Annotated in this window: 18 protein-coding genes; 7 read left to right on the top strand and 11 right to left on the bottom strand. The window is 51.1% G+C overall.

Annotated features, from left to right (window positions below; all coding sequences use genetic code 11):
- Window positions 1-200 precede the first annotated feature (200 nt).
- Window positions 201-1,898, top strand: coding sequence for a ribonuclease J (locus FWE06_06835; protein MCL2546894.1), 1,698 nt, complete (start codon window positions 201-203; stop codon window positions 1,896-1,898).
- 201 nt (window positions 1,899-2,099) lie between these two features.
- On the opposite strand, the gene FWE06_06830 is transcribed toward FWE06_06835, so the two are convergent.
- The 8 genes from FWE06_06830 to FWE06_06795 all read right to left on the bottom strand — a co-directional run bounded on the left by FWE06_06830 (window position 2,100) and on the right by FWE06_06795 (window position 10,412).
- Window positions 2,100-3,386: a hypothetical protein gene (locus FWE06_06830; protein MCL2546893.1), complete on the bottom strand. Its 1,287-nt coding sequence runs from the start codon at window positions 3,384-3,386 to the stop codon at window positions 2,100-2,102.
- The gene (locus FWE06_06825) at window positions 3,383-3,853 is read right to left on the bottom strand and encodes a sigma-70 family RNA polymerase sigma factor (GenBank protein ID MCL2546892.1); all 471 of its coding nucleotides are present in this window, start codon (window positions 3,851-3,853) and stop codon (window positions 3,383-3,385) included. Before FWE06_06825 ends, FWE06_06830 begins: the two co-directional genes overlap by 4 nt.
- Window positions 3,854-3,945: 92 nt before the next feature.
- Window positions 3,946-4,830, bottom strand: a complete 885-nt coding sequence (locus FWE06_06820; protein MCL2546891.1) for a hypothetical protein — start codon at window positions 4,828-4,830, stop codon at window positions 3,946-3,948.
- Window positions 4,831-4,937: 107 nt separating this feature from the next.
- Entirely contained in the window at window positions 4,938-6,947 is a 2,010-nt protein-coding gene (gene recG, locus FWE06_06815) for an ATP-dependent DNA helicase RecG (protein MCL2546890.1), read from the bottom strand.
- Between the two features lie 67 nt (window positions 6,948-7,014).
- The gene (locus FWE06_06810; GenBank protein MCL2546889.1) at window positions 7,015-8,649 is read right to left on the bottom strand and encodes a DAK2 domain-containing protein; all 1,635 of its coding nucleotides are present in this window, start codon (window positions 8,647-8,649) and stop codon (window positions 7,015-7,017) included.
- Window positions 8,650-8,651: 2 nt separating this feature from the next.
- Window positions 8,652-9,020, bottom strand: coding sequence for an Asp23/Gls24 family envelope stress response protein (locus FWE06_06805; protein MCL2546888.1), 369 nt, complete (start codon window positions 9,018-9,020; stop codon window positions 8,652-8,654).
- Between the two features lie 117 nt (window positions 9,021-9,137).
- Entirely contained in the window at window positions 9,138-9,677 is a 540-nt protein-coding gene (locus tag FWE06_06800; GenBank protein ID MCL2546887.1) for a hypothetical protein, read from the bottom strand.
- Window positions 9,678-9,791: 114 nt separating this feature from the next.
- Window positions 9,792-10,412 carry a DUF4830 domain-containing protein gene (locus FWE06_06795; GenBank protein ID MCL2546886.1) on the bottom strand — a complete coding sequence of 207 codons (621 nt, stop codon included), beginning with the start codon at window positions 10,410-10,412 and terminating at the stop codon, window positions 9,792-9,794.
- Window positions 10,413-10,526: 114 nt separating this feature from the next.
- Between FWE06_06795 and spoIIR the strand changes: the two genes are divergently transcribed.
- The 4 genes from spoIIR to FWE06_06775 all read left to right on the top strand — a co-directional run bounded on the left by spoIIR (window position 10,527) and on the right by FWE06_06775 (window position 13,933).
- Entirely contained in the window at window positions 10,527-11,144 is a 618-nt protein-coding gene (gene spoIIR / locus FWE06_06790) for a stage II sporulation protein R (GenBank protein ID MCL2546885.1), read from the top strand.
- Between the two features lie 86 nt (window positions 11,145-11,230).
- Window positions 11,231-11,701, top strand: a complete 471-nt coding sequence (locus FWE06_06785; GenBank protein MCL2546884.1) for a hypothetical protein — start codon at window positions 11,231-11,233, stop codon at window positions 11,699-11,701.
- A 441-nt stretch (window positions 11,702-12,142) separates the two neighbouring features.
- Window positions 12,143-13,111 carry an RICIN domain-containing protein gene (locus FWE06_06780; GenBank protein ID MCL2546883.1) on the top strand — a complete coding sequence of 323 codons (969 nt, stop codon included), beginning with the start codon at window positions 12,143-12,145 and terminating at the stop codon, window positions 13,109-13,111.
- Window positions 13,112-13,156: 45 nt separating this feature from the next.
- Window positions 13,157-13,933, top strand: coding sequence for a hypothetical protein (locus FWE06_06775; GenBank protein ID MCL2546882.1), 777 nt, complete (start codon window positions 13,157-13,159; stop codon window positions 13,931-13,933).
- 44 nt (window positions 13,934-13,977) lie between these two features.
- Here FWE06_06775 and FWE06_06770 read toward each other — a convergent pair whose 3' ends face one another.
- The 3 genes from FWE06_06770 to FWE06_06760 form a co-directional block, all read right to left on the bottom strand.
- Entirely contained in the window at window positions 13,978-14,757 is a 780-nt protein-coding gene (locus FWE06_06770; protein ID MCL2546881.1) for an ABC transporter permease, read from the bottom strand.
- 1 nt (window position 14,758) lies between these two features.
- On the bottom strand, window positions 14,759-15,703 hold the full coding sequence (locus FWE06_06765) for an ATP-binding cassette domain-containing protein (protein ID MCL2546880.1): 945 nt from the start codon (window positions 15,701-15,703) through the stop codon (window positions 14,759-14,761).
- Between the two features lie 342 nt (window positions 15,704-16,045).
- Entirely contained in the window at window positions 16,046-17,395 is a 1,350-nt protein-coding gene (locus tag FWE06_06760; GenBank protein MCL2546879.1) for a hypothetical protein, read from the bottom strand.
- A gap of 127 nt (window positions 17,396-17,522) precedes the next feature.
- Here FWE06_06760 and gap point away from each other — a divergent pair, with 127 nt between their 5' ends.
- Window positions 17,523-18,533 carry a type I glyceraldehyde-3-phosphate dehydrogenase gene (gene gap / locus FWE06_06755; GenBank protein MCL2546878.1) on the top strand — a complete coding sequence of 337 codons (1,011 nt, stop codon included), beginning with the start codon at window positions 17,523-17,525 and terminating at the stop codon, window positions 18,531-18,533.
- A gap of 106 nt (window positions 18,534-18,639) precedes the next feature.
- Window positions 18,640-19,401 (top strand): SGNH/GDSL hydrolase family protein, encoded by a 762-nt coding sequence (locus tag FWE06_06750; protein ID MCL2546877.1) that lies wholly within the window; start codon window positions 18,640-18,642, stop codon window positions 19,399-19,401.
- Window positions 19,402-19,421: the final 20 nt, after the last annotated feature.

Genomic DNA, 19,421 nt, shown 5'->3' with positions numbered 1-19,421 from the left:
TATATAAACAATATAAAGCAACCCACAGTACATACAATAAGCGCGGCAGTTATCACATAACTGTCCCGTCTTTGCGTGTGTCATCACAAACGAGAGGATTTCCACACATTATGGCAACAAAAACACCGGGCGTCCCTGCAAAGAAGACGCTTACTAAACAAAACATTCAAAACAACGCAAACAAACGCTTTAATGACCTCATGCAAGAGGTCAACAACAAAAGCCCGCGGCAGTCCAACAAGCCCAAACTCAAAATCATCCCGCTTGGCGGTATGAATGAGATCGGTAAAAACATGACTGTCATCGAGTACGGCAACGATATGATACTTGTCGACTGCGGCTTGGCGTTCCCCGATGAAGAGCTGCTCGGCATTGACTTGGTCATACCCGACATCAGCTACATCAGTAAGAACCACCACAAACTGCGCGGCCTCTTTGTCACGCATGGACACGAAGACCATATCGGCGCGATACCCTACCTCCTGCCGTCGTTACAAGTACCGGTCTATTGCACACGTTTGACAGCCGGCCTACTCGAAATCAAACTCGACGAAAGCGGCTATCTCAAAAAAGCCAGCATCAACCGTGTCGAAGCCGGCACGGTCATCCAGTGCGGCTCATTCAAAGTTGAATTTATCAACGTCAACCACTCTATTGCTGACTCGGTGAGTCTGGCCATCCACACCCCTGTTGGCGTTGTCGTCGTCACGGGCGATTTTAAGATCGATACCACGCCCGTCGAGGGCAAAATGATAGACCTTGCCCGCTTCGGCGCACTGGGCAAAAAAGGCGTTCTCTGCCTGCTCAGTGACTCCACCAACGCCGAACGCCCCGGCTACACCATGAGTGAAAGCAAAGTTGGCGAAAGTTTCGACGCACTCTTTAAGGGCTGCGAGCAACGCATTATCGTCACAACGTTCGCATCAAACATCCACCGTTTACAGCAAATCATCAATGCCGCGCACAAAGTCGGCCGCAAAGTCGCCGTCACCGGCCGCAGCATGGAAAATATTATGAAGCTGGCCACCGAATTGGGCTATATCAAGCCGCCCAACAACACGCTGGTTGACATCAACGCCGTCAAAGGCGTCCCCAAGCACAAACTGGTCATCATCACCACCGGCAGCCAGGGTGAGCCCATGTCAGCGTTGTATCGCATGGCTATCTCAGGCCATAAGTACGTCGAAATCGGCGCCGGCGACAAGGTCATCATGTCATCATCAGCCATCCCCGGCAATGAGAAAATGGTCAGTCGTGTCATCAATGAACTGCTCCGCAAAGGTGCCGAAGTCGTTTACGAAAAACTGGCCGACATCCATGTATCCGGTCATGCTTGCCAAGAAGAGCTAAAAATTATTCTCGGCCTCTGCAACCCTAAATTCTTCCTGCCTGTCCACGGCGAATACCGCCATCTGCGCGCCCACGCCAATTTGGCAAAACAAATGGGCATGCATCCCAAAAACATCTTTCTCGGTGACGTCGGCATGACATTAGAGCTTACCGAAAGCACCGCCAAGCTCGGTGCCACCGTACCCGCCGGTCGCGTACTCGTCGACGGCATGAGCGTTGGTGACATCGGCGGCCTGGTTCTGCGTGAGCGCAAGCATATGTCAGAAGACGGCCTCATCATCGTCTGCGTCACCTTTGACAGCGGCAGCAACACCGTTGTTGCCGGCCCCGAAATTGTCACCCGCGGTTTCATGCTCAACAAGGAGCCGACAGCCCTCGACGATGAAATGCACCGCGTGGCGCAAAATGCCCTCAACAAAGCCATGAGCGGCAAACCCAACGCCGACTGGGCCAGCATCAAAACCGTCATCAAAGGCGATCTATCATCCTTCATTAGCCGAAAAGTACGACGCAACCCGCTGATTCTGCCTGTGTTTATGGAGGTGTAGGGCGGCCGAACAACCGCCCGGCAAAAATGGAGTGCCTGGAAACTTTTGCGTAGTTGCCCGCAAGCAGCGGAGTCGAAAGTTGGAAAGACAAAGTTTTGCCGGCAAGGTGGCATCGTGAGGCGTAACAGCCAACAGCTGAACGAATAGCATGCCCAAACCAAAAAGCAAGCCCGCATTACGCAGGCTTGCTTTTTTTATATTCTATCCAATCGCACCCCAGCCAATCACCATCAAGTCTTCCACCGGTCCTTGCTCAATCAACTGCTCAACCATTTGAGTCACTTGCCTCTCAGCCCACTCTCTCCATCCATCGTCCATATGCATCGTTAAGTCTACCCAATACGTCGCATCGCCCAGTGTAAAGTGCGCATAGTAGCTTCTCCATGCCTGCTCACCCTCTCCATCCTGCACCGGCAGCCAATGAACCGCCGTCAATGCCATGACCCGTATCCCGTCAATCACACCGAAGCCGGTATCATCGTTTGTAATATACTGACCGTCAAGCACCCAAGGTTCGCGCCCACGCTCAGGTGCCATACGAACCCGTAAAATGCTGTCGTAATTCATATACGTCACAGACTCAATGAAAAACGCACCGCTGTCGTCGCGATAATAGGCCCTTGTCGCCAATGAGAGCATCCCCAACTCGCGACTTTCTTCCTCTGTCAAATCCCGATATGTCAAGTCTGTCGGTTGCCAATACGGATGCTGCTGCCACTCCCCCTCGGCAAACACCATCGGCGTATCTTCCGAAACCGCCGTCAATATCCCCAAGTCGACCTCGCCCTGCAAAATCAAATAATTGACCATCTCCGCTAAACGCGCTTTATGTTCTTCCACCCCTGCATCAATATGCGCGTTAAACCACACGCGATATGCTGTACTGCCTAACATAAACTCAGCATAAAACGCCCGCATTTCACCATACCCATAGTGTATTCCCATCATTTGCCCCACAAACGCTCGCACCGCAACACCTTGAATATAGGATGTCATAGCGTTTTCGCCGTCCATACGCAACACGTGCCGCGGAAACTCATCCGCTGCCATCAGCACGTTCCCGTAAATCCTATCATGCTCCACAACACGATGTCCCCAAACATAAGCAACCATGTCACTTTCATAAATAAACGCTGTTCCACTAACAATCCCAAGCGCACGGCTCTCACCTGCCGTTAAATCACGTAAATTTGTCCATCCCTGATCCTCAGGTATTAACCATTCCCCTTTATTAAAAACTACCTCATGCATCGGCGCAGCCGGTGGTGTTGAAACACCGGGCGACGGCATCCCAACTGGCGGCAAATCCAACACATTTCCGTTGTTCCCGTCAATCAGCGTCGAAACCCCAATTACAGCCGCCGCGACAACCATTAAACAGGCCGCTGTATGCGCCGCCCGGCGTATCATGCCATAACTACGCATCTTCGTTCGCGCCGCAACAGGCTCAAACGATATGCCGTTCATGTAATCTCTATATTGTTTCATAAGTCTTCTCCTTCCAATGCCTCCCGCAGCATCCCCCGCGCACGCGTCAATTGCTGCCGCACTGCCGCCTCTTTCTGTGCCGTGATTCCGGCAATTTCAGCGCATGAATAGCCCTCGTAATAAAACAAGTGAATCACCGTCCGATAACGCAGCGGCAATGCCATCACCTGTTCAACAACACTCTCCTGCTCCTGGTTTTGCGCCGGATAACTCTCTAACAGCGGCTCGGTTTTACGCCGCCAACTCGACCGCAATTTACTCTTGCATAAATTGACCGTCACGCGCATCAGCCATGCCAGTTCATGAGCATCGGACGCAAAATCAGGTGCTTTCTCCATGCGTTTGACAAACACATCCTGCACCACGTCTTCGGCATCAGATTTATTCTTCATAATGGCCAGCGCAGTACGGTACAGCTTGTCGCCGCAGCGCTTTGCGACTTCTTCCGTCGGAATAAAAGTGTGCATATGCAAGTCACCTCACACTATATACGTTTGAGCCGAGCAAAATGTGACAAAAGAAAAAACCTCCCCCTGAAAAGGGGGAGGCCATATCACGCTTACTCTCGAATATAACTAAAATCCGCACCGGGAACCAAAACGTTTTCAATGGTCAACACATCATCATCAATCGAATATTCCCATTGTTCAGCCGTGTCGATAACAAGAATACCATCCATCGTAAACCACTCAAAGTCCTCAATTTCTCCCTCAAAGCCGCGCGTGCCCGTACCATCGGCATTAAATTCATAGCGATACGCATCATCGGCATCCCACAACCATGCACCGACCAGCGCTGTATCCTGTTCCATATTGTCCAGCACCGCACTCTCACGAATATAACTGTATGTCAAGCCCGCCAACTGCCGGCTGTCAATGGTCAATAGGTCGCTGTCAATCACAAAACGCCAATGTTCATGCGGTCCCGATCCGGTGTCAACAGCCAAGCTGTCGCCCGCCGTAAACCAGTCAAACGATTCAATCTCATCGGGAAACCCGCGCGCACCCGTGCCGTCAGCATTAAATTCAACCCGATATGCATGGCTTGTATCCCAAAGCCACACGCCGTGCAAACTCTCGCTCTGCCCGACTCGATAATAATCAAAACTTTCCAGCTGACCGCCACGCCGCGTCAGGTTCAAACTATCACCGTCAATGGTGTAATTCCACTCGGTGTCTTGCAGACCTGCGCCATGGTTCAACACCAAGCGATTGCCGCCCCGTGTATGCCAGGTAAACGTCTCAAGCTCAGCAGATCCGCGCGTGCCGGTACCGTCAGCATTAAACGTGTACAACCAACTGACTTGTGTATCCCAAGACCACTGTCCCACCAACGCCTCATCCTGCTCGTTGCTGCCCCCCCCCGGCAGAAGGCCGCACGCCGCAATGCTGCTTATCAATAACAACAGCGCAAAAACAAAGGCTAACCCCTTTATTCTCCTCATTCCTTTTCTCCTAACAAAGTAAAATGTACAATGTTTTTTCACATCTCACCAATCTTACTACAAAATTCAACAATTGTCAACGTCTCAGCCGCCGCAACGCAATATTCTCACAGGTGCGCCATCAACGCCTCTACCGCCTGCCGCAACGCCGCATTCTCCGACAAATCCGGGTCAACTTCCAAAATCGCCCGCGCCGACTGCCGCGCCTGCGCATACACGTCGGCATCCGTGCTTAAGTCTGCTACTTTTAATGCCCCAAATCCCGACTGCGCGACACCAAAGAAACTCCCTGGTCCGCGCAGCCGCAAATCGGCCTCGGCCAGCTCGAATCCATCCGATGTCTTGGCCAAAATATCCAATCTCTCCCGTGAAACTTCGCCGCCGCTGTCCATCAGCAGACAATATGACTGCCACTCACCACGCCCCACGCGCCCGCGTAGCTGATGCAACTGCGACAGTCCAAAGTTATCGGCATTCTCCACCACCATCACACTGGCGTTGGGTACATTGATACCAACTTCAATAACCGTCGTCGCCACCAAAATATCCAACTCACCACGCGCAAATGTCGCCATGACTTTATCTTTATCCTTGCTTTTGCCGTGCAGTACGCCGACGCGCAAATCACGAAACACACCGCTCTGCAGCTCTTTAGCAAGCGCGACTGCCGACTTCTTTTGGCTCTCGGCAAATTCATCATACTCCACCCGCGGACAAACAATATACGCCTGCCGTCCTTCGGCAATCTGCTTGCGAATAAAAGCATACATATCGCACCGCTTGCGTTCCTCAACGACAAATGTCTGCACCCTCTTGCGACTTGACGGCATCTGTTTAATGACACTGACATCCATATCGCCATGCAAGATCAAAGCCAGCGTCCGAGGAATCGGAGTCGCGCTCATCACCAGCACGTGGGGCATTTGCTCTGTCTTTCCCGTCAGCGTCATGCGTTGATCAACACCGAATCGATGCTGCTCATCGGTAATCACCAGCCCCAACTTGGCAAATTCCGTTGAATCGCTCAACAGCGCGTGTGTACCAACGACAATGTCAGCTTGTCCATCTCGCATAGCCTCTTGCGCCACACGTCGCGCCTTGGCAGACAGTTGTCCGGTACAAAGCACAATGTTCTTATTCGGCAACAGCGCCGCCAAACTCTCCACGTGCTGCGTCGCAAGGATTTCTGTTGGTGCCATCAACGCCGTCTGCCAGTTGTTGGCCGTCGCAATACTCGCCAACGCCGCAGCAACCGCCGTCTTGCCCGACCCGACGTCGCCCTGCAACAAGCGGTGCATCGCCTTGCCCGAGCGCATATCGCTCAACGCCTCGTCAATAGCCTTGCGCTGATCGTCAGTCAGTGTAAATGGCAACCGCCGCAAAAATTCCGCCAAATCACCTTCCGCCATTGGCACACCGTTTTCAACAGCCTGCCCCACCCGCAGCCGTTGCAGCCCCAAAGCCAGCAACAGCAATTCCTCAAAAACCAACCGCCGCCGTGCGATCGCCAGCGTTTTCTCATCCTCCGGCGCATGAATGTGCCGATAGGCAAAGTCAATGTGACAAATCTGCGCCGCACTACGCACCATTTCCGGCAACATTTCAGTCATTTGCGCCAGTTCATCATCTAAAATCTGCTCAACGCAATTGCCAAAAAAAGCCGATGTCAGCCCTGCCGTCAGCGGATAAATCGGCACAATCCGTCCCGTTGTACGGTTTGTGCCCTCAGTTTCAAATAGCGGATTGGTCATCTCCCAGCCATATTGCCCCTTGACCAACCGTCCGAAAAAAATGTACTCACCGCCTATCCGCAACGACTGATTGACATACGGCGCATTGAAAAACGACAGCGCACAAAAACCCGTGCCATCGGTGACACGGGTCGAAAAAACCGAACGATTTTGCCCCAAATGCTTGCCTTGCAATGGCTTAATCACTTTGCCGCGAATACAAACAAGACTGCTGTCTTCCCCATCTTCCAGAGCAACAATCGCACGACGATCTTGATAGCCTCGCGGAAAATGGTTTAACAAATCTCGCGGCGTATGCAACCCCAACTTTTCAAACAAACGCACCCGCTGCGGCCCAACGCCTTTCAGAAATTGCAACTCACTCATAGCACTCTCCACAACCGGCAAATCCCCCTCTGTGGAAGGGTAGTTTGCACACCTATTCGGCAGTCGCTCACTCCACGCTAATCAAATAATAATACACCGGCTGCCCACCGTTGAGAAGTGTACACTCGGCATCGGGGCAAGCTGTTTCACACATTTCAAGCACTTTCGCCGCCTCGTCATTATCAACACCCTCGCCGTAGAAAATAGTCACAAATTCCGGCCTGGCTACCGAGATTTTATCCACCAACGCTTGGCACGCTGCCATCCGATCAGCTTCATTATGCACCAACTGGTCGTCAAAAATCGCCATATGGTCGCCTTCGGCAATCTCCATCCCGTCAAAGTTAGAGTTACGCGCCGCATAAGTAATCTGCCCGGTGCTCACCACACTCGCCGCCTGGGTCATGGCTTCGGCGTTACCGTCAGCGTTGGCATCGGGGTCAAACGCCATCATCGCGCCAATGCCCATGGCAATGCTCTTGGTCGGCACGACAATCACACGGCGGTCGCTTACCAACGCCACAGCCTGTTCAGCCGCCAAAACAATATTCTTATTGTTCGGCAGCACAAACACCGTATGCGCCGGCGTGGCATTAATCTGTGCTATAATGTCATCGGTCGACGGGTTCATCGTCTGCCCGCCTTGAATAATGCCGTCAACGCCCAAATCAGCAAACACTGCCGCAATCCCGTCACCGGCCACAACGGCAACAAACCCGTATGGCTCGGTAGGTTTGACGAACTGCAGTTGCGGAGCGCCCGACTGTGCGTCCCCTGCGGTATTTTCTGCCATTTGTTCCAGCATATTCTCAATTTTAACATCTGTCAGCGCACCGTGCTTCATCGCCTTTTCCATCGCTTTACCCGGGTGATCGGTGTGCAAATGAATCTTAATGATTTGCTCATCCTCAACGACGACAAGACTGTCCCCCATCGCGTCCAACGACGTCCGCAGTAAATGTACGTCACTCCGTGGATTATTGCGCAACACTAAAAACTCCGTGCAGTACTGGAAAGTAATTTCCTCTGCCGTCAACAAAGTACCGGCCGTGCTGTTTATCGCAGCAGACGCCGTTTTTGTTTCCAATGTGAACTCACCGCGCAACTGCTGCAACATCGCAGTATAAATAATACATAAGCCTTTGCCTCCCGAGTCAATCACGCCAGCCTTTGTCAACACGGGGTTCTGATGGATGGTCTCGGCCAATGCCTCTTCTGCTGCTGTCACACATTCGGTCAAAATGTACTCGGCGTTGTCATCTTGCAATGCCTTGGCCAAACAATGCGCCGCCGCCACACGGCTGACGGTCAGCATCGTACCCTCGGCCGGTTTCATCACCGCACCATATGCCGTTTCAACACCGGCATGCAACGCCTCAGCCCAATCTTTACCCGTTGCCACATCCTTGTCTTTGAGCGACTTACCAAACCCGCGGAACAGCAACGACAAAATCACGCCCGAATTGCCGCGCGCGCCACGCAACAATGCATTCGCGGCCATCTCAGCCACTTTGCCAACATGTTCCGCGTCACAATCTTGCAGCGCCTTGGCTGCCGTTTGCAGCGTCAACGCCATATTTGTGCCCGTGTCGCCATCCGGCACGGGAAAGACATTGAGATCGTTGATCAACTGCTTCTCAGCTTCAATAGCAGCGCTCGCCGCCAGCATCATCTCGGCAAACTGCCGTCCGTTCAATGTCATGTTCAAGCGCGAACCTCCCTGCATGTCGACGTCATAATCGAATCGACAAACACATTCACAGCCTTAACCTTCACCGAAGTCAACCGTTGCACCGTGTGGCGCACAGTGCTTTTAATCGAACTTGTCACTGCCGCAATATTGATGCCGTGCTCAACAACGATATGCAGATCAATGATAAGGCCATCGCCGTGATAATGCACCTTAACACCCTTGGGCATGCTTTCCAAACGCAACAGCCGCACAATACCGTCACCAACATTGCGTGCCGCCATGCCTTTGACCCCAAAGCACTCCATCGCCGCGCCGCCCGCGATAACAGAAAACACCTCACTCATGATGGTGATGCTTCCAAATTTGTTCTGTAATTTCAAAATGCTTACCTCCATGGATTTATACACTACATTTTTATTATAGCAAATAAACAAACATTATGCAAGCGAAACGTACAAGATAAGAGCAGCGTCTTGTCCCGCATCAATTTAATATTCTCATATTCCCGACGCCCGCGCCTCGATGTTGAACGCCTGCTCACGTTCCCAAATCACACCAACATCTTCAGCCGTCAAATGTCCACGCTCATACGCCAAACAAATGCACATAAATTCACCGTCATCATGAAGCCAAATATGGACACCACCCCAGCCATCCGAGTTCTCGCCATGTTCTCCGGACCATCCGAGATTTCCAAACCAAAAGGAGTATCCCGCGACATATTCGGTCATCTCTGCCTGGGCAAAATCTGCGCCGTCCACATACATATACACAACCTCACGCAACCCAAACGTGCCATAATACCGCGCCACTGTTACATCGTCAAGTTCCCGGCCGCCACTCGTATTTTCTTGTAGCCACGCTAAAAAATTCTCACGAACCCACAACTCACGCTCCTGACTAAGCCGAATATATTCTGGCACAGACGTCAGCACGGGCGTTTCATAAGGGTATTCCTGCACAGCCCGTTCATCCGTTGTGCACCCCGCAAAACCAAGCATCAAACCCAACGCGCACAAGAACACAATCTTCTTCATATTCATTCTCCTTTCTATCTCGACCGTAATCATTAACCAACTACATAACAGTCTAGCATAGCCTTATCGCTCCGTCAAGTAAGGGCGCACAGTGTGCGCCCCCATACCTAATGCTTACATTCCATAATCCTCATCTTCATAGCTCTCCCGCACCTGCTCATCGCCATCATCTTCTTGCTCATCATCGCCAGCCGTTTCCTTAGTCGTCGGCGCAGCACTGCCCGGCAAAATATTCTGCACATTCAACAATCCATGCATAAACCCCTCTTGATTTAAGCTGCATACATCGCCGCCAACAATTCTGTCACGGTAAATCAACAACGTCGCCTGCACCTCCTCCCCTTGCACCGGATGATTCAGAACGCGGTATGTGTAGCGCATGACACGGCGGTTTTTATACTGACTCAGGTCAAACCCGTCGGCACGTTGCATCTCATTGTACCGCTCAAAAACTTCGTCAAACGTCGCGGGAATCAGCACTTCCTGACTCTGTACGCCTTCGGCCGTTACTTGCCAACCATGCCCGGCGAGAAACTCCATGCGATCGCTCTCGGTGCGGATGTTTCGTGTCGACGGCGCAGGATTGTTGACCTCACTGGCATTGCCGCCATCAGCCGCGCTGCCGCCGCCACTCGCCGCCGCAATCCATAAAATCAAACCGCACAGCAACAGTCCCGCAATAATCACAGCGCCAATCATCTTTTGTTTGGTGAGTTTAATCGAGGTAATAAACATATCGTCAGCTCCCTTAGAAGTTATTCACCACAAAGGTATTCGGGCAAGCTATGGTTTAGAAGTATAAAGGTCGGGAATAATCAGACGTAAGACGCTAAAGAAGGGAATACCATTATGAAATTTAAAACTCACGAAATCGCACTCGCGCTCGCGCTGTTACTTACGCTGTTTGCTACAACCCTATGGGCAGGCGCCATCGAAAACGAGCAGCAAGCCCTTGCCGACAAACTCTTGCGCCTGCACGTCATCCCGCATTCCAACAGCCGGCAAGACCAAGACATCAAGTTAGCCGTACGCGACCAAGTCTTCTCCGCCGCAAGCGACTGGGTGCGCGGCACACCTGACAGCCAATCCGCAGAACAAATCATCTTGTCGCGTCAAGATGAACTCCGCGCCATCGCGCAACAAATCATTGATAGCCGCGGCGTAAATCACGGCGTGACTGTCAATGTCAGTATCAGCAATTTCCCCACGCGAGAATACAATGGCTTCCGCCTGCCGGCCGGACGATACCGCGCCCTGCGCGTCACCATCGGTGACGGCCGCGGCCAAAACTGGTGGTGCGTCGTCTTCCCGCCGCTGTGTGTGTCGGCAGCCACATGGACAGAATCGGCGCAGGAGGCCGGTTTGACCGACGGCGAAGTGCGTCTGATTACCGACAGCGACAACCAATTCGTCTATCGTTTTCGAACACTGGAATGGCTGCACACCGTGCGGGGCTGGTTTCGGTAAAAACAAAGCTCTTGACAATTGGCAATATTTGCTGTAAAATTTCCACGAGGTGGCTACCCATATTAGAAATGGGAGGTATCTTGTACATGAGAAAACAAATCAGGCGCGCGGCGTCGGTTCTATTGGCGGTTCTGCTCTGCTTTCCTTTGGCGAGCAGCGTGTTTGCCGCACCGGACACCGACGTTTACCGAGAATCCACAAGCAATTACGAGTTTTTCGATGAGCTAACGCCGGAATGGGAATTGCTGCCCGAAGTTGCCGCAAGCCCACCGCCCGATGCTTTGCCCGACTTGCCGGCAGCAACGATGCCGCCCGCGCTCGATTGGGCCGATGATTGGCATGAAAGTTTTTACAACGAGAGAGCGGCAGACAATGCGTTGATGGAGCCTCTCAACACCGGCAACGCGCCAAACGTCAACACCGCTGCCGATTGGGCCAGACCTGCCATCAACCAACTATGGCGCAGCGGCACGCTGCGAACTGGCGGCATTTGGAATTCATATTGGAGCAACATATCGCGCTTGCGTATGGCATGGATTATGGATGACTTAGCATGACAGCTTGCAAGAGCACATGGTCGCCCGTACGGCACACTTGGTCTCTCTTTTCCCGACAGCAGCGATGTAAGGTGTACGTCGGCTGCGCTTTATTGGCGTGATTCAAGGCGATAACCACAGTCATTTTAATCCATATAGCCCTGCAACAAGGCAAGAGATTTTCTCTATCATACATAGGTTACTGGCTTGGGCAAGATATTGGCCGTACAGCGGCGTCGGCAGAACCCCATCAGCAAATGCGCTGCAAAGATTTACAGACCGCGCAAATGTTAGCAGTTGGGCTCTTACTTCAACTCGTTATCTCGTATATCACGGCTATATATATGGCTTATGGGCAGGCGGTCAGCTACAGTTGCAGCCACAACGCAATATGCCAGTTCAAGAATTCATGCAAATGATAACAATATCAATGCTGCAGATACGGTAGGCATTCGGTCGGGAATGATCTACTATATCCGAAATGCTGCCACAGGCAGATATCTCGATTTGGATAATGATATCGCCACAAACGGCAGGCGCGTACTTAACTGGAGTTTCAATGGCGACCGAAATCAACAATGGCTGAGCAGACGGAATGATGACGGGTCATATCGTTTTGAAACGCTCACCAATTCCCAGTTCAATCTCCATAACAACGGCGGGAATATAGGCGTTTGGACATCAGCGGACAACTTTCCACGTAGCAGATCGTTTTTTTTGGTGCGAAATAATAACCACGACAGTGCTTGGTCCGGTATGTATCAAATACGAAGCGTTGCCACAGGTCAGCTTTTAATTGCCAACGGAAATAATGTACAGACAACTACATCAAATGCGTCAACAGCAGCGAGTTGGTGGTCTTTCGAGCGACGAACGGTGGGGGCCGCAAGGCTTGTTACTGCTTACACAGAAGATGTCGCTGCCGCTGATTTTGAATGGCCGGCGGTTTTCATGGGTTACAGCCCAAGAACTGTCACGCTGAGACCGCTCACCACAACTGTGGAAACGCAGATGCAAAGCAGCAATGTTTTTATACATATGAGTCACGGAAGTCACGGACATATAACATTTGCCCGCGACAATGAGTCGATTACCGGACGGAGTATGACAACCCGCCACATTCAAGAAATGTCTCGAAACAGCTTATCCAATGTGCGTACCTTTATTTCATTTGGGTGTCGCGTCGGATTTACCGACCCTACCCTGGGAAATTTCATCAACGATATGTATATCAGGGGTGCGCATTTTTCACTCGGCTTTATGGGACCTACATTTCCAGATCCCATTTATCGTTGGTTCAATGCTTTTTGGCGTCACTCCGCGAATGGACATACGATACAGGATAGTATTCTATTTGCCAATTCGCAAGAACGAAATATGCCAATCGTCTACAGTGTTGGTAACTGGACGCAGCGGTTGAGGCGCATTTAGCTTGTTGGAGCAATTGCTTTAATCAAATTTACAATGAGGTACAATATGAAAAAGCTATTATCAATTATCATATCAATGTCGATTTTGCTCGTTGCCTGCGCTGCGCTAAACAACAACCCCATTGAGCAAGATGTCGTTGACCCATCTGAAAGCAACTACCACGCCTTTTTTGCCAACCGGGGCATTGAAAGAAACCGGCTTAGTCGGAGACAAACCGAGCAACGACAGGCAACATGGACTAAATCTGACCAATTTAGTGATGTCTTTGTAAACCTTATCGTTTATGAAGATGGAAACGGAGTCTCTTATCTGTTTTCCGAAGAAACGGGACAACTCCTTAGTGTTGACGCTATTTCTTTCGCAAGTGCCAATGCAGACTTAGATGTTATTGAAAATTCAGTTATGCGTGAAGAAGAAGCGATTGACATTGCTGAGCGGTATTTGAATATGCTAGTGTCCAATCCTAATGAGTACCGCTTAGATGAGGTGCGTGGTGGAACGCCTAGGAATCCATTTGAGGTGTGGTTTAGACACTATATATACGATGTTCCCACTGATGACTTATTTCGTATTTGCATTAGGGTAGATGGTGAAATTATTTGGATCGATTTAATCACTTACGGCATGTTTTCCAACATTACCGTTGACCCCGACGCCTTAGAGCGAGCCATAGCGCAAAGCCATGATGAGTATTATCAACAATACCTAACTACAGATGGCACGACAGTTGCGTTTGTGACGAATTATGTGGTTAAAGGCGAGCCATGCGAAGATGGACTTTATGTTACATGGCTCGAGCAGGAAGTCGTGGTGCTTGAATAACGCACAAAAAAAGCCGGTTATGTGACCGGCTTTTTTCTCGCCATTTACGAAGTCTTCCGTTTATACACGCCCACTGCCAACGCAAAAGCCGCTACGGTAATGCCTACACTCCAAACAATCGCCAGCAACAGCGAATTGCCCAGCGGCAAGCCCAACATCAGCGCGCGCGCAGCGTCGATGATGTGCGTCATAGGCTGATGTTCTGCAAACCAACGAATGCTGCGCGGCAGCGTTTCCACCGGCGCAAATCCCGAGCTGATATACGGCAGCACAAACAGCAAGAACGGCATCGTGCCCGCGCTTTCCGGCGATTTTGCGACAATGCCGCAAATCACGGCAATCCATGTAATGGCAAGCATATACAACAGCAACACCCCGGCAATAATCAACCAATCAACAAACCCGGCCTGCGGGCGGAACCCGATGGCAAACGCCACGCCAAGTACAACGGCTGTGGTAATTATATTGCGCACCACCGCCGCGCCGACATGCCCCGTCAGCACCGATGATTTGGCGATATCCATCGTGCGAAAGCGGTCGATAATGCCCTTGGTCATGTCGTTGTTGACATTAATGGCCGTACCAGTCGCCGCTTGTGCGATAGTTTGCAGGATAATACCCGGCACAATAAAATCGATGTAGTTATACGACCCGACGTCCATAACATTGCCAAAAATCAGCCCGAACAGCAACATAACAATGGCAGGCACTAAGATAGCCGTGGCCATGGCATCGGGGTTGCGTAATGACGTCGTCACACAGCGCTTAAACATCGTCCAAGAATCGGCAAACACACAGGGCTTTGTTCTTTTTACAGCTTGCATTTTACTTCTCCTCCGTTTCTGCGGCCTTTTCGCCGATCAAGGTTAAAAATACGTCTTCCAACGTAGGTAGTTGCTGCGCAAAACCAACGAGCGAAATGTCCGCGGCATTGACGCGATTTAACACATCGGCAAACTCTGCGGCGCTGCCGTCGGTGGCAACGTTGAGTGTTTTATCGCTGTCTCTATCTGCGCTGATACGATAGCCGCCCAGCAAAGCACAAGCCTTTTGCGCATCGTCGTTTGTGTGGAAATCAAGCTGCACGCCGCCGTGCGGCAACACCGTCTTCAACTCATCCGGCGTACCTTCGGCAATGATCTTGCCCTCATGCAAAATGGCAATTTGGTCGGCAAGGTGCTCGGCCTCTTCGAGATACTGCGTTGTCAGAAAGACAGTCGTGCCGTTGGCGGCCAACGCCTTGACCATCTCCCACATGGCGAGTCGGTTCTGCGGGTCAAGCCCCGTCGTCGGCTCATCGAGAAAGACAACGGGCGGATCGCCCATTAAACTCATAGCGATATCAAGGCGGCGGCGCATACCACCCGAATATGTTGCTACACGTCGATCGCCGTCCTCAGTCAGTCGAAACGCTTCCAACAATTCACTCGCTCGCTGTCTACAGTTTACCAAGCGACGCAACTGCCCCATCAGGTGCAAGTTCTCCCGCCCTGTCAGCGATTCGTCAACAGCCGCATACTGCCCCGTCAAACTAATGCTGCGCCGCACATCATCAGGCTGTCGCGCCACATCATAGCCGCAAATCGTTGCCGTGCCGCCGTCGCCTTTTGACAACGTCGAGAGAATCTTAACCGCTGTTGTCTTTCCCGCGCCGTTTGAGCCGAGCAACGCGAAAATCGTGCCTTTCTCAACGGCAAAATCAACACCTTTGAGTACGCGGTGCTTTTTGAATGATTTTTGCAAATTGGATACTGAGATAATGGGTTGCATATCGCTATGTTCCTCCGTTCGTCATTTTACGTTTCCCAGTATCGCACATGGCCGCCAAACACGCAAGCCTTTTTCGCCAAGTGGTGCAAAAGCGCCCCTAAAGGGCTGTTATTTACGGCCAACTTGTACGCAAAGCATCAAAAAAAGGACGGCAGTTGCCGTCCTTTTAGCGTTAGCCTACTGCCCCGCCAATCTCGAAATGGGAGAACGCAATATCCCCGTTGTCTGCCATAATGCGCATTCCGGCAAAGAAAAAATCGCTGTGCGGGAATGAAGGATCGTTATTGATAATATCATACTAAGCTTATCCAACCGCCGTAAGTGCCCGATAAAAGATTACCGTCAGCCGACAACAGCCGCCCGTCTGCAAACAGCACCATCAGCATGGCGCACACACTGACATCGAATACAAACTACGCACTTGTCGCAAAAACAACAAATGTACCAGCCGCCGCACACGCAAGATATATCTTTGTTATCGTTTGCCGCCACCACTCCCAATACCCGCACCATGGCAATCACCATCATCTGGCACTGGAATATCATTTGCGGCGCGAACAGATATTGCCCGGGTATTGAGCTTGTGTTGCTCATAATCCTGGGGCTTTGATGGTATAGAAAATATACCGACCCGCGCGCCCAGCTTGGGATCGCGTCTTGGAAAGGTAAATCAGTTTGCGGAGCGTTCGTCGGCACCTCGCCGCCAAACAGTGTAATCAGCCTGGCCAGCAACACCGCCGCGCTTTGGCGGTCGATTAAGCCGTTCGGATTAAATCGAAGGCCATCCCAATTGACCGATTCCTCGCCGAGAATCACGCCGAGTCGTGCAAGTGCGATAACATCAGAGTCGTTGCTGTCGGTGAACGGAATGTCGTGGAGCGTATTGGGGTCACGCGACGCTACGAATTCACCAATGCTCATACCGCTGACTTCCTCAATAAACCGCGCCGCCATATCAGCGATATAAATCCGCGGCATTCCCTCGCGCCAAACGCTGCCTTGCAGCACGCGCTCCGAAATCAAGCCGATGTCGTAGGCGTCTTCGAGGTATTCCCGCGCCCAGCTGTTGGGGTTGTTGTCGTAGCGGAAGACGGGGTGCTCAACAATACACGAGCCGCCTCCAATTATGCTGAATTCATGGATACGTATATGGCCACCACTAGCTTGAACTGCCATGCCTCCAAAGAAAAAGTCATCGTGAGGAAAACCGAGATACGTATTATTATGGCTGATAATATCATCTATACTTACTCGACCGATATATCTGCCGGACGAAAGAGACTCCCATGGATTGTCCAAGCCATCGGCTATAAGATAGTTAAGCCAAAGCGCACTGTCATCTTCGTCGTAAAGTAATATGTCCGCCCGTTCAGCAACCACTTCAACATCGAAATACAGATATGCGTCATTGCTAAACCACCCTAAATCCCAATGCCATAATTGAGCTGCCATGTGTCCGCCATCCGGCGCATTAAAAAAAGTATATACCCCGCCGGTGTTGGTAATGGTTACATCATAAGCACTCCACGCACCCGTCGGCACATCAAAAATATCAAACAGCACTTCTTCCGACGACAGCGCTTGCGCCACCTGCCTCATACGCGGTTCTCTCTCCGTCCGGGCCACTGCCCCCACGGGCAGCATCGCCAGCAGCATAGCCACTGCCACAACAATTGATAGTTTTCTTTTCACAAGAAACCCCTCCTTCATAAGGTAATAATTGACAACAGTATACCATAGCGACTAAGGTTTGACAAGCCAAAAAAAATGCGCTATAATAGCCATCGAACAACATCTATAATACTAGGAGGAAATACCAATGATTAACGTTGGCATCAACGGATTCGGCCGTATCGGCCGTCTCAGCTTTCGCGCCGGATTGAACAATCCGAACATCAACTTCGTAGCAATCAACGACCCCTTTATGTCGCCTGACTACCTCGCCTATATGCTCAAATACGACACGGTACACGGTCGTTACGAGGGCAGCGTCGAATATACCGATGACGCGCTGATTGTTGACGGCAAAAAGATTCTCTTCTTTGCCGAAATGGACCCAAAAAATATTCCGTGGGGCGCAAACAACGTTGAATACGTTGTTGACGCAACAGGCATTTTCCACTCCAAAGACAAAGCGCAAGGCCACATTGACGGCGGCGCGAAAAAAGTTGTTTACACCGGTCCGTCGAAAGACGATACGCCGATGTTTGTTATGGGCGTAAACCACGACAAATACACCAAAGATATGAGCTTTGTTTCTAACGCATCCTGCACCACCAACTGCCTTGCTCCGTTGGCAAAAGTTATCAACGACAAGTACGGTATCGTAGACGGCTTGATGACAACGGTACACGCCGCCACCAACACACAAATGGTGGTTGACGCACCGTCGAAAAAAGACTGGCGCGGCGGCCGTGCAGCCAGCGGCAATATCATCCCCAGCTCCACCGGCGCGGCAAAAGCTGTCGGCGTTGTCATTCCCGAGCTCAAAGGCAAGCTGACAGGCATGGCTATGCGCGTCCCGACACTGAATGTAAGTGTCGTTGACTTGACCGTAAACTTAGCAAAGCCTGCAACCTATGAAGACATCTGTGCGACAATCAGAGCTGCGTCGGAAGGCGAATACAAAGGCGTTTTGGGCTACACCGAAGATATGGTTGTATCGTCGGACTTCATCGGCGATGCGCGTACTTCGATTTTCGATGCCAAAGCCGGTATTGCGTTGACAGATACGTTTGTTAAACTGGTTTCATGGTACGACAACGAGTGGGGCTATTCCAGCAAAGTGCTTGATTTGATTCAGCACATGGCAAAAGTGGACAGAGCGTAATTCACTCATACTTCAAAAAGACAGCCATACGGCTGTCTTTTTTTGCAATTTCTGAAGATATGTGATATACTTTGGTTATAATGAAATTAGAGAAAGGTGGCAGCATATGAAAATCATCAACAGTCTACAAGCGTTGCGCGCCGAACTGCCTAAAAAAGAGCAATTAAATGTCGGCGTATGGGGTGACTCAGTATTCTTGGGCGTCATGCTCGACGACATCGCCGGACGTTACCGTGTCTTGAAAGAAAATGCCGTCACACTGTGCTCCGATGCACTCAACGTCACCATCAAGAACTTTTCCAAATTCGGATACAGCGTCACAAAAGGCAAGCAGCGCCTCATGCAGCACTTAAACAAGGGCGAGCCCTGTGATGTCGCTATTCTCGAATACGGCGGCAATGACTGCGATATGCCTTGGGACGCCATCGCCGCCCAACCCGAACTCGACCACACGCCCAAGACCACCATCACACAATTCTCCGCACAACTTCAAGACATTATCGATGCTCTTGTATCGCACGGCACAATTCCGTTGCTGACAACGCTGCCCCCACTCCACCACGAACGGTATCTAAGCTGGATATGCCGCAATGGGCTGTCAAGAGAAAACATATTGCAATTCCTCGGGGATTCGCACCTTATCTACCGACACCATGAGCGGTACTCGCTGGAAATTTCAAACTTAGCTATGGACAACAATTGCCGTGTCGTCGATATACGTTCAGCCTTTTTAGATTACGGCGATTACCAAGACCTACTCTGTAACGATGGCATACACCCCAACGAAAAAGGGCAGAATCTCATCTACGAGACTTTTATGTCCTTCGTAGATAAATATCTGCCCAGCGTAAAGTTACAGCTTGCGTAACTTGTTTCCGACTTGAATAA

The organism is Oscillospiraceae bacterium, assembly GCA_009780275.1.
GTDB lineage: Bacteria > Bacillota > Clostridia > Oscillospirales > UBA929 > WRAI01.
The sequence above is the reverse complement of the archived record's forward strand: the minus strand, read 5'-3'. Positions and strand labels throughout refer to the sequence as shown.

Excerpts from the sequence above, each read along its gene's own strand:
- FWE06_06785 (MCL2546884.1), top strand. The coding sequence starts at position 11,231 with ATGAGAAAACAAATCAGGCGCGCGGCGTCGGTTCTATTGGCGGTTCTG.
- FWE06_06765 (MCL2546880.1), bottom strand. The coding sequence starts at position 15,703 with ATGCAACCCATTATCTCAGTATCCAATTTGCAAAAATCATTCAAAAAG.
- FWE06_06775 (MCL2546882.1), top strand. The coding sequence starts at position 13,157 with ATGAAAAAGCTATTATCAATTATCATATCAATGTCGATTTTGCTCGTT.
- FWE06_06820 (MCL2546891.1), bottom strand. The coding sequence starts at position 4,830 with ATGAGGAGAATAAAGGGGTTAGCCTTTGTTTTTGCGCTGTTGTTATTG.
- FWE06_06780 (MCL2546883.1), top strand. The coding sequence starts at position 12,143 with ATGATCTACTATATCCGAAATGCTGCCACAGGCAGATATCTCGATTTG.
- FWE06_06830 (MCL2546893.1), bottom strand. The coding sequence starts at position 3,386 with ATGAAACAATATAGAGATTACATGAACGGCATATCGTTTGAGCCTGTT.
- FWE06_06770 (MCL2546881.1), bottom strand. The coding sequence starts at position 14,757 with ATGCAAGCTGTAAAAAGAACAAAGCCCTGTGTGTTTGCCGATTCTTGG.
- FWE06_06750 (MCL2546877.1), top strand. The coding sequence starts at position 18,640 with ATGAAAATCATCAACAGTCTACAAGCGTTGCGCGCCGAACTGCCTAAA.
- recG (MCL2546890.1), bottom strand. The coding sequence starts at position 6,947 with ATGAGTGAGTTGCAATTTCTGAAAGGCGTTGGGCCGCAGCGGGTGCGT.
- FWE06_06835 (MCL2546894.1), top strand. The coding sequence starts at position 201 with ATGCAAGAGGTCAACAACAAAAGCCCGCGGCAGTCCAACAAGCCCAAA.
- FWE06_06795 (MCL2546886.1), bottom strand. The coding sequence starts at position 10,412 with ATGTTTATTACCTCGATTAAACTCACCAAACAAAAGATGATTGGCGCT.
- gap (MCL2546878.1), top strand. The coding sequence starts at position 17,523 with ATGATTAACGTTGGCATCAACGGATTCGGCCGTATCGGCCGTCTCAGC.
- spoIIR (MCL2546885.1), top strand. The coding sequence starts at position 10,527 with ATGAAATTTAAAACTCACGAAATCGCACTCGCGCTCGCGCTGTTACTT.
- FWE06_06825 (MCL2546892.1), bottom strand. The coding sequence starts at position 3,853 with ATGCACACTTTTATTCCGACGGAAGAAGTCGCAAAGCGCTGCGGCGAC.
- FWE06_06810 (MCL2546889.1), bottom strand. The coding sequence starts at position 8,649 with ATGACATTGAACGGACGGCAGTTTGCCGAGATGATGCTGGCGGCGAGC.
- FWE06_06800 (MCL2546887.1), bottom strand. The coding sequence starts at position 9,677 with ATGAAGAAGATTGTGTTCTTGTGCGCGTTGGGTTTGATGCTTGGTTTT.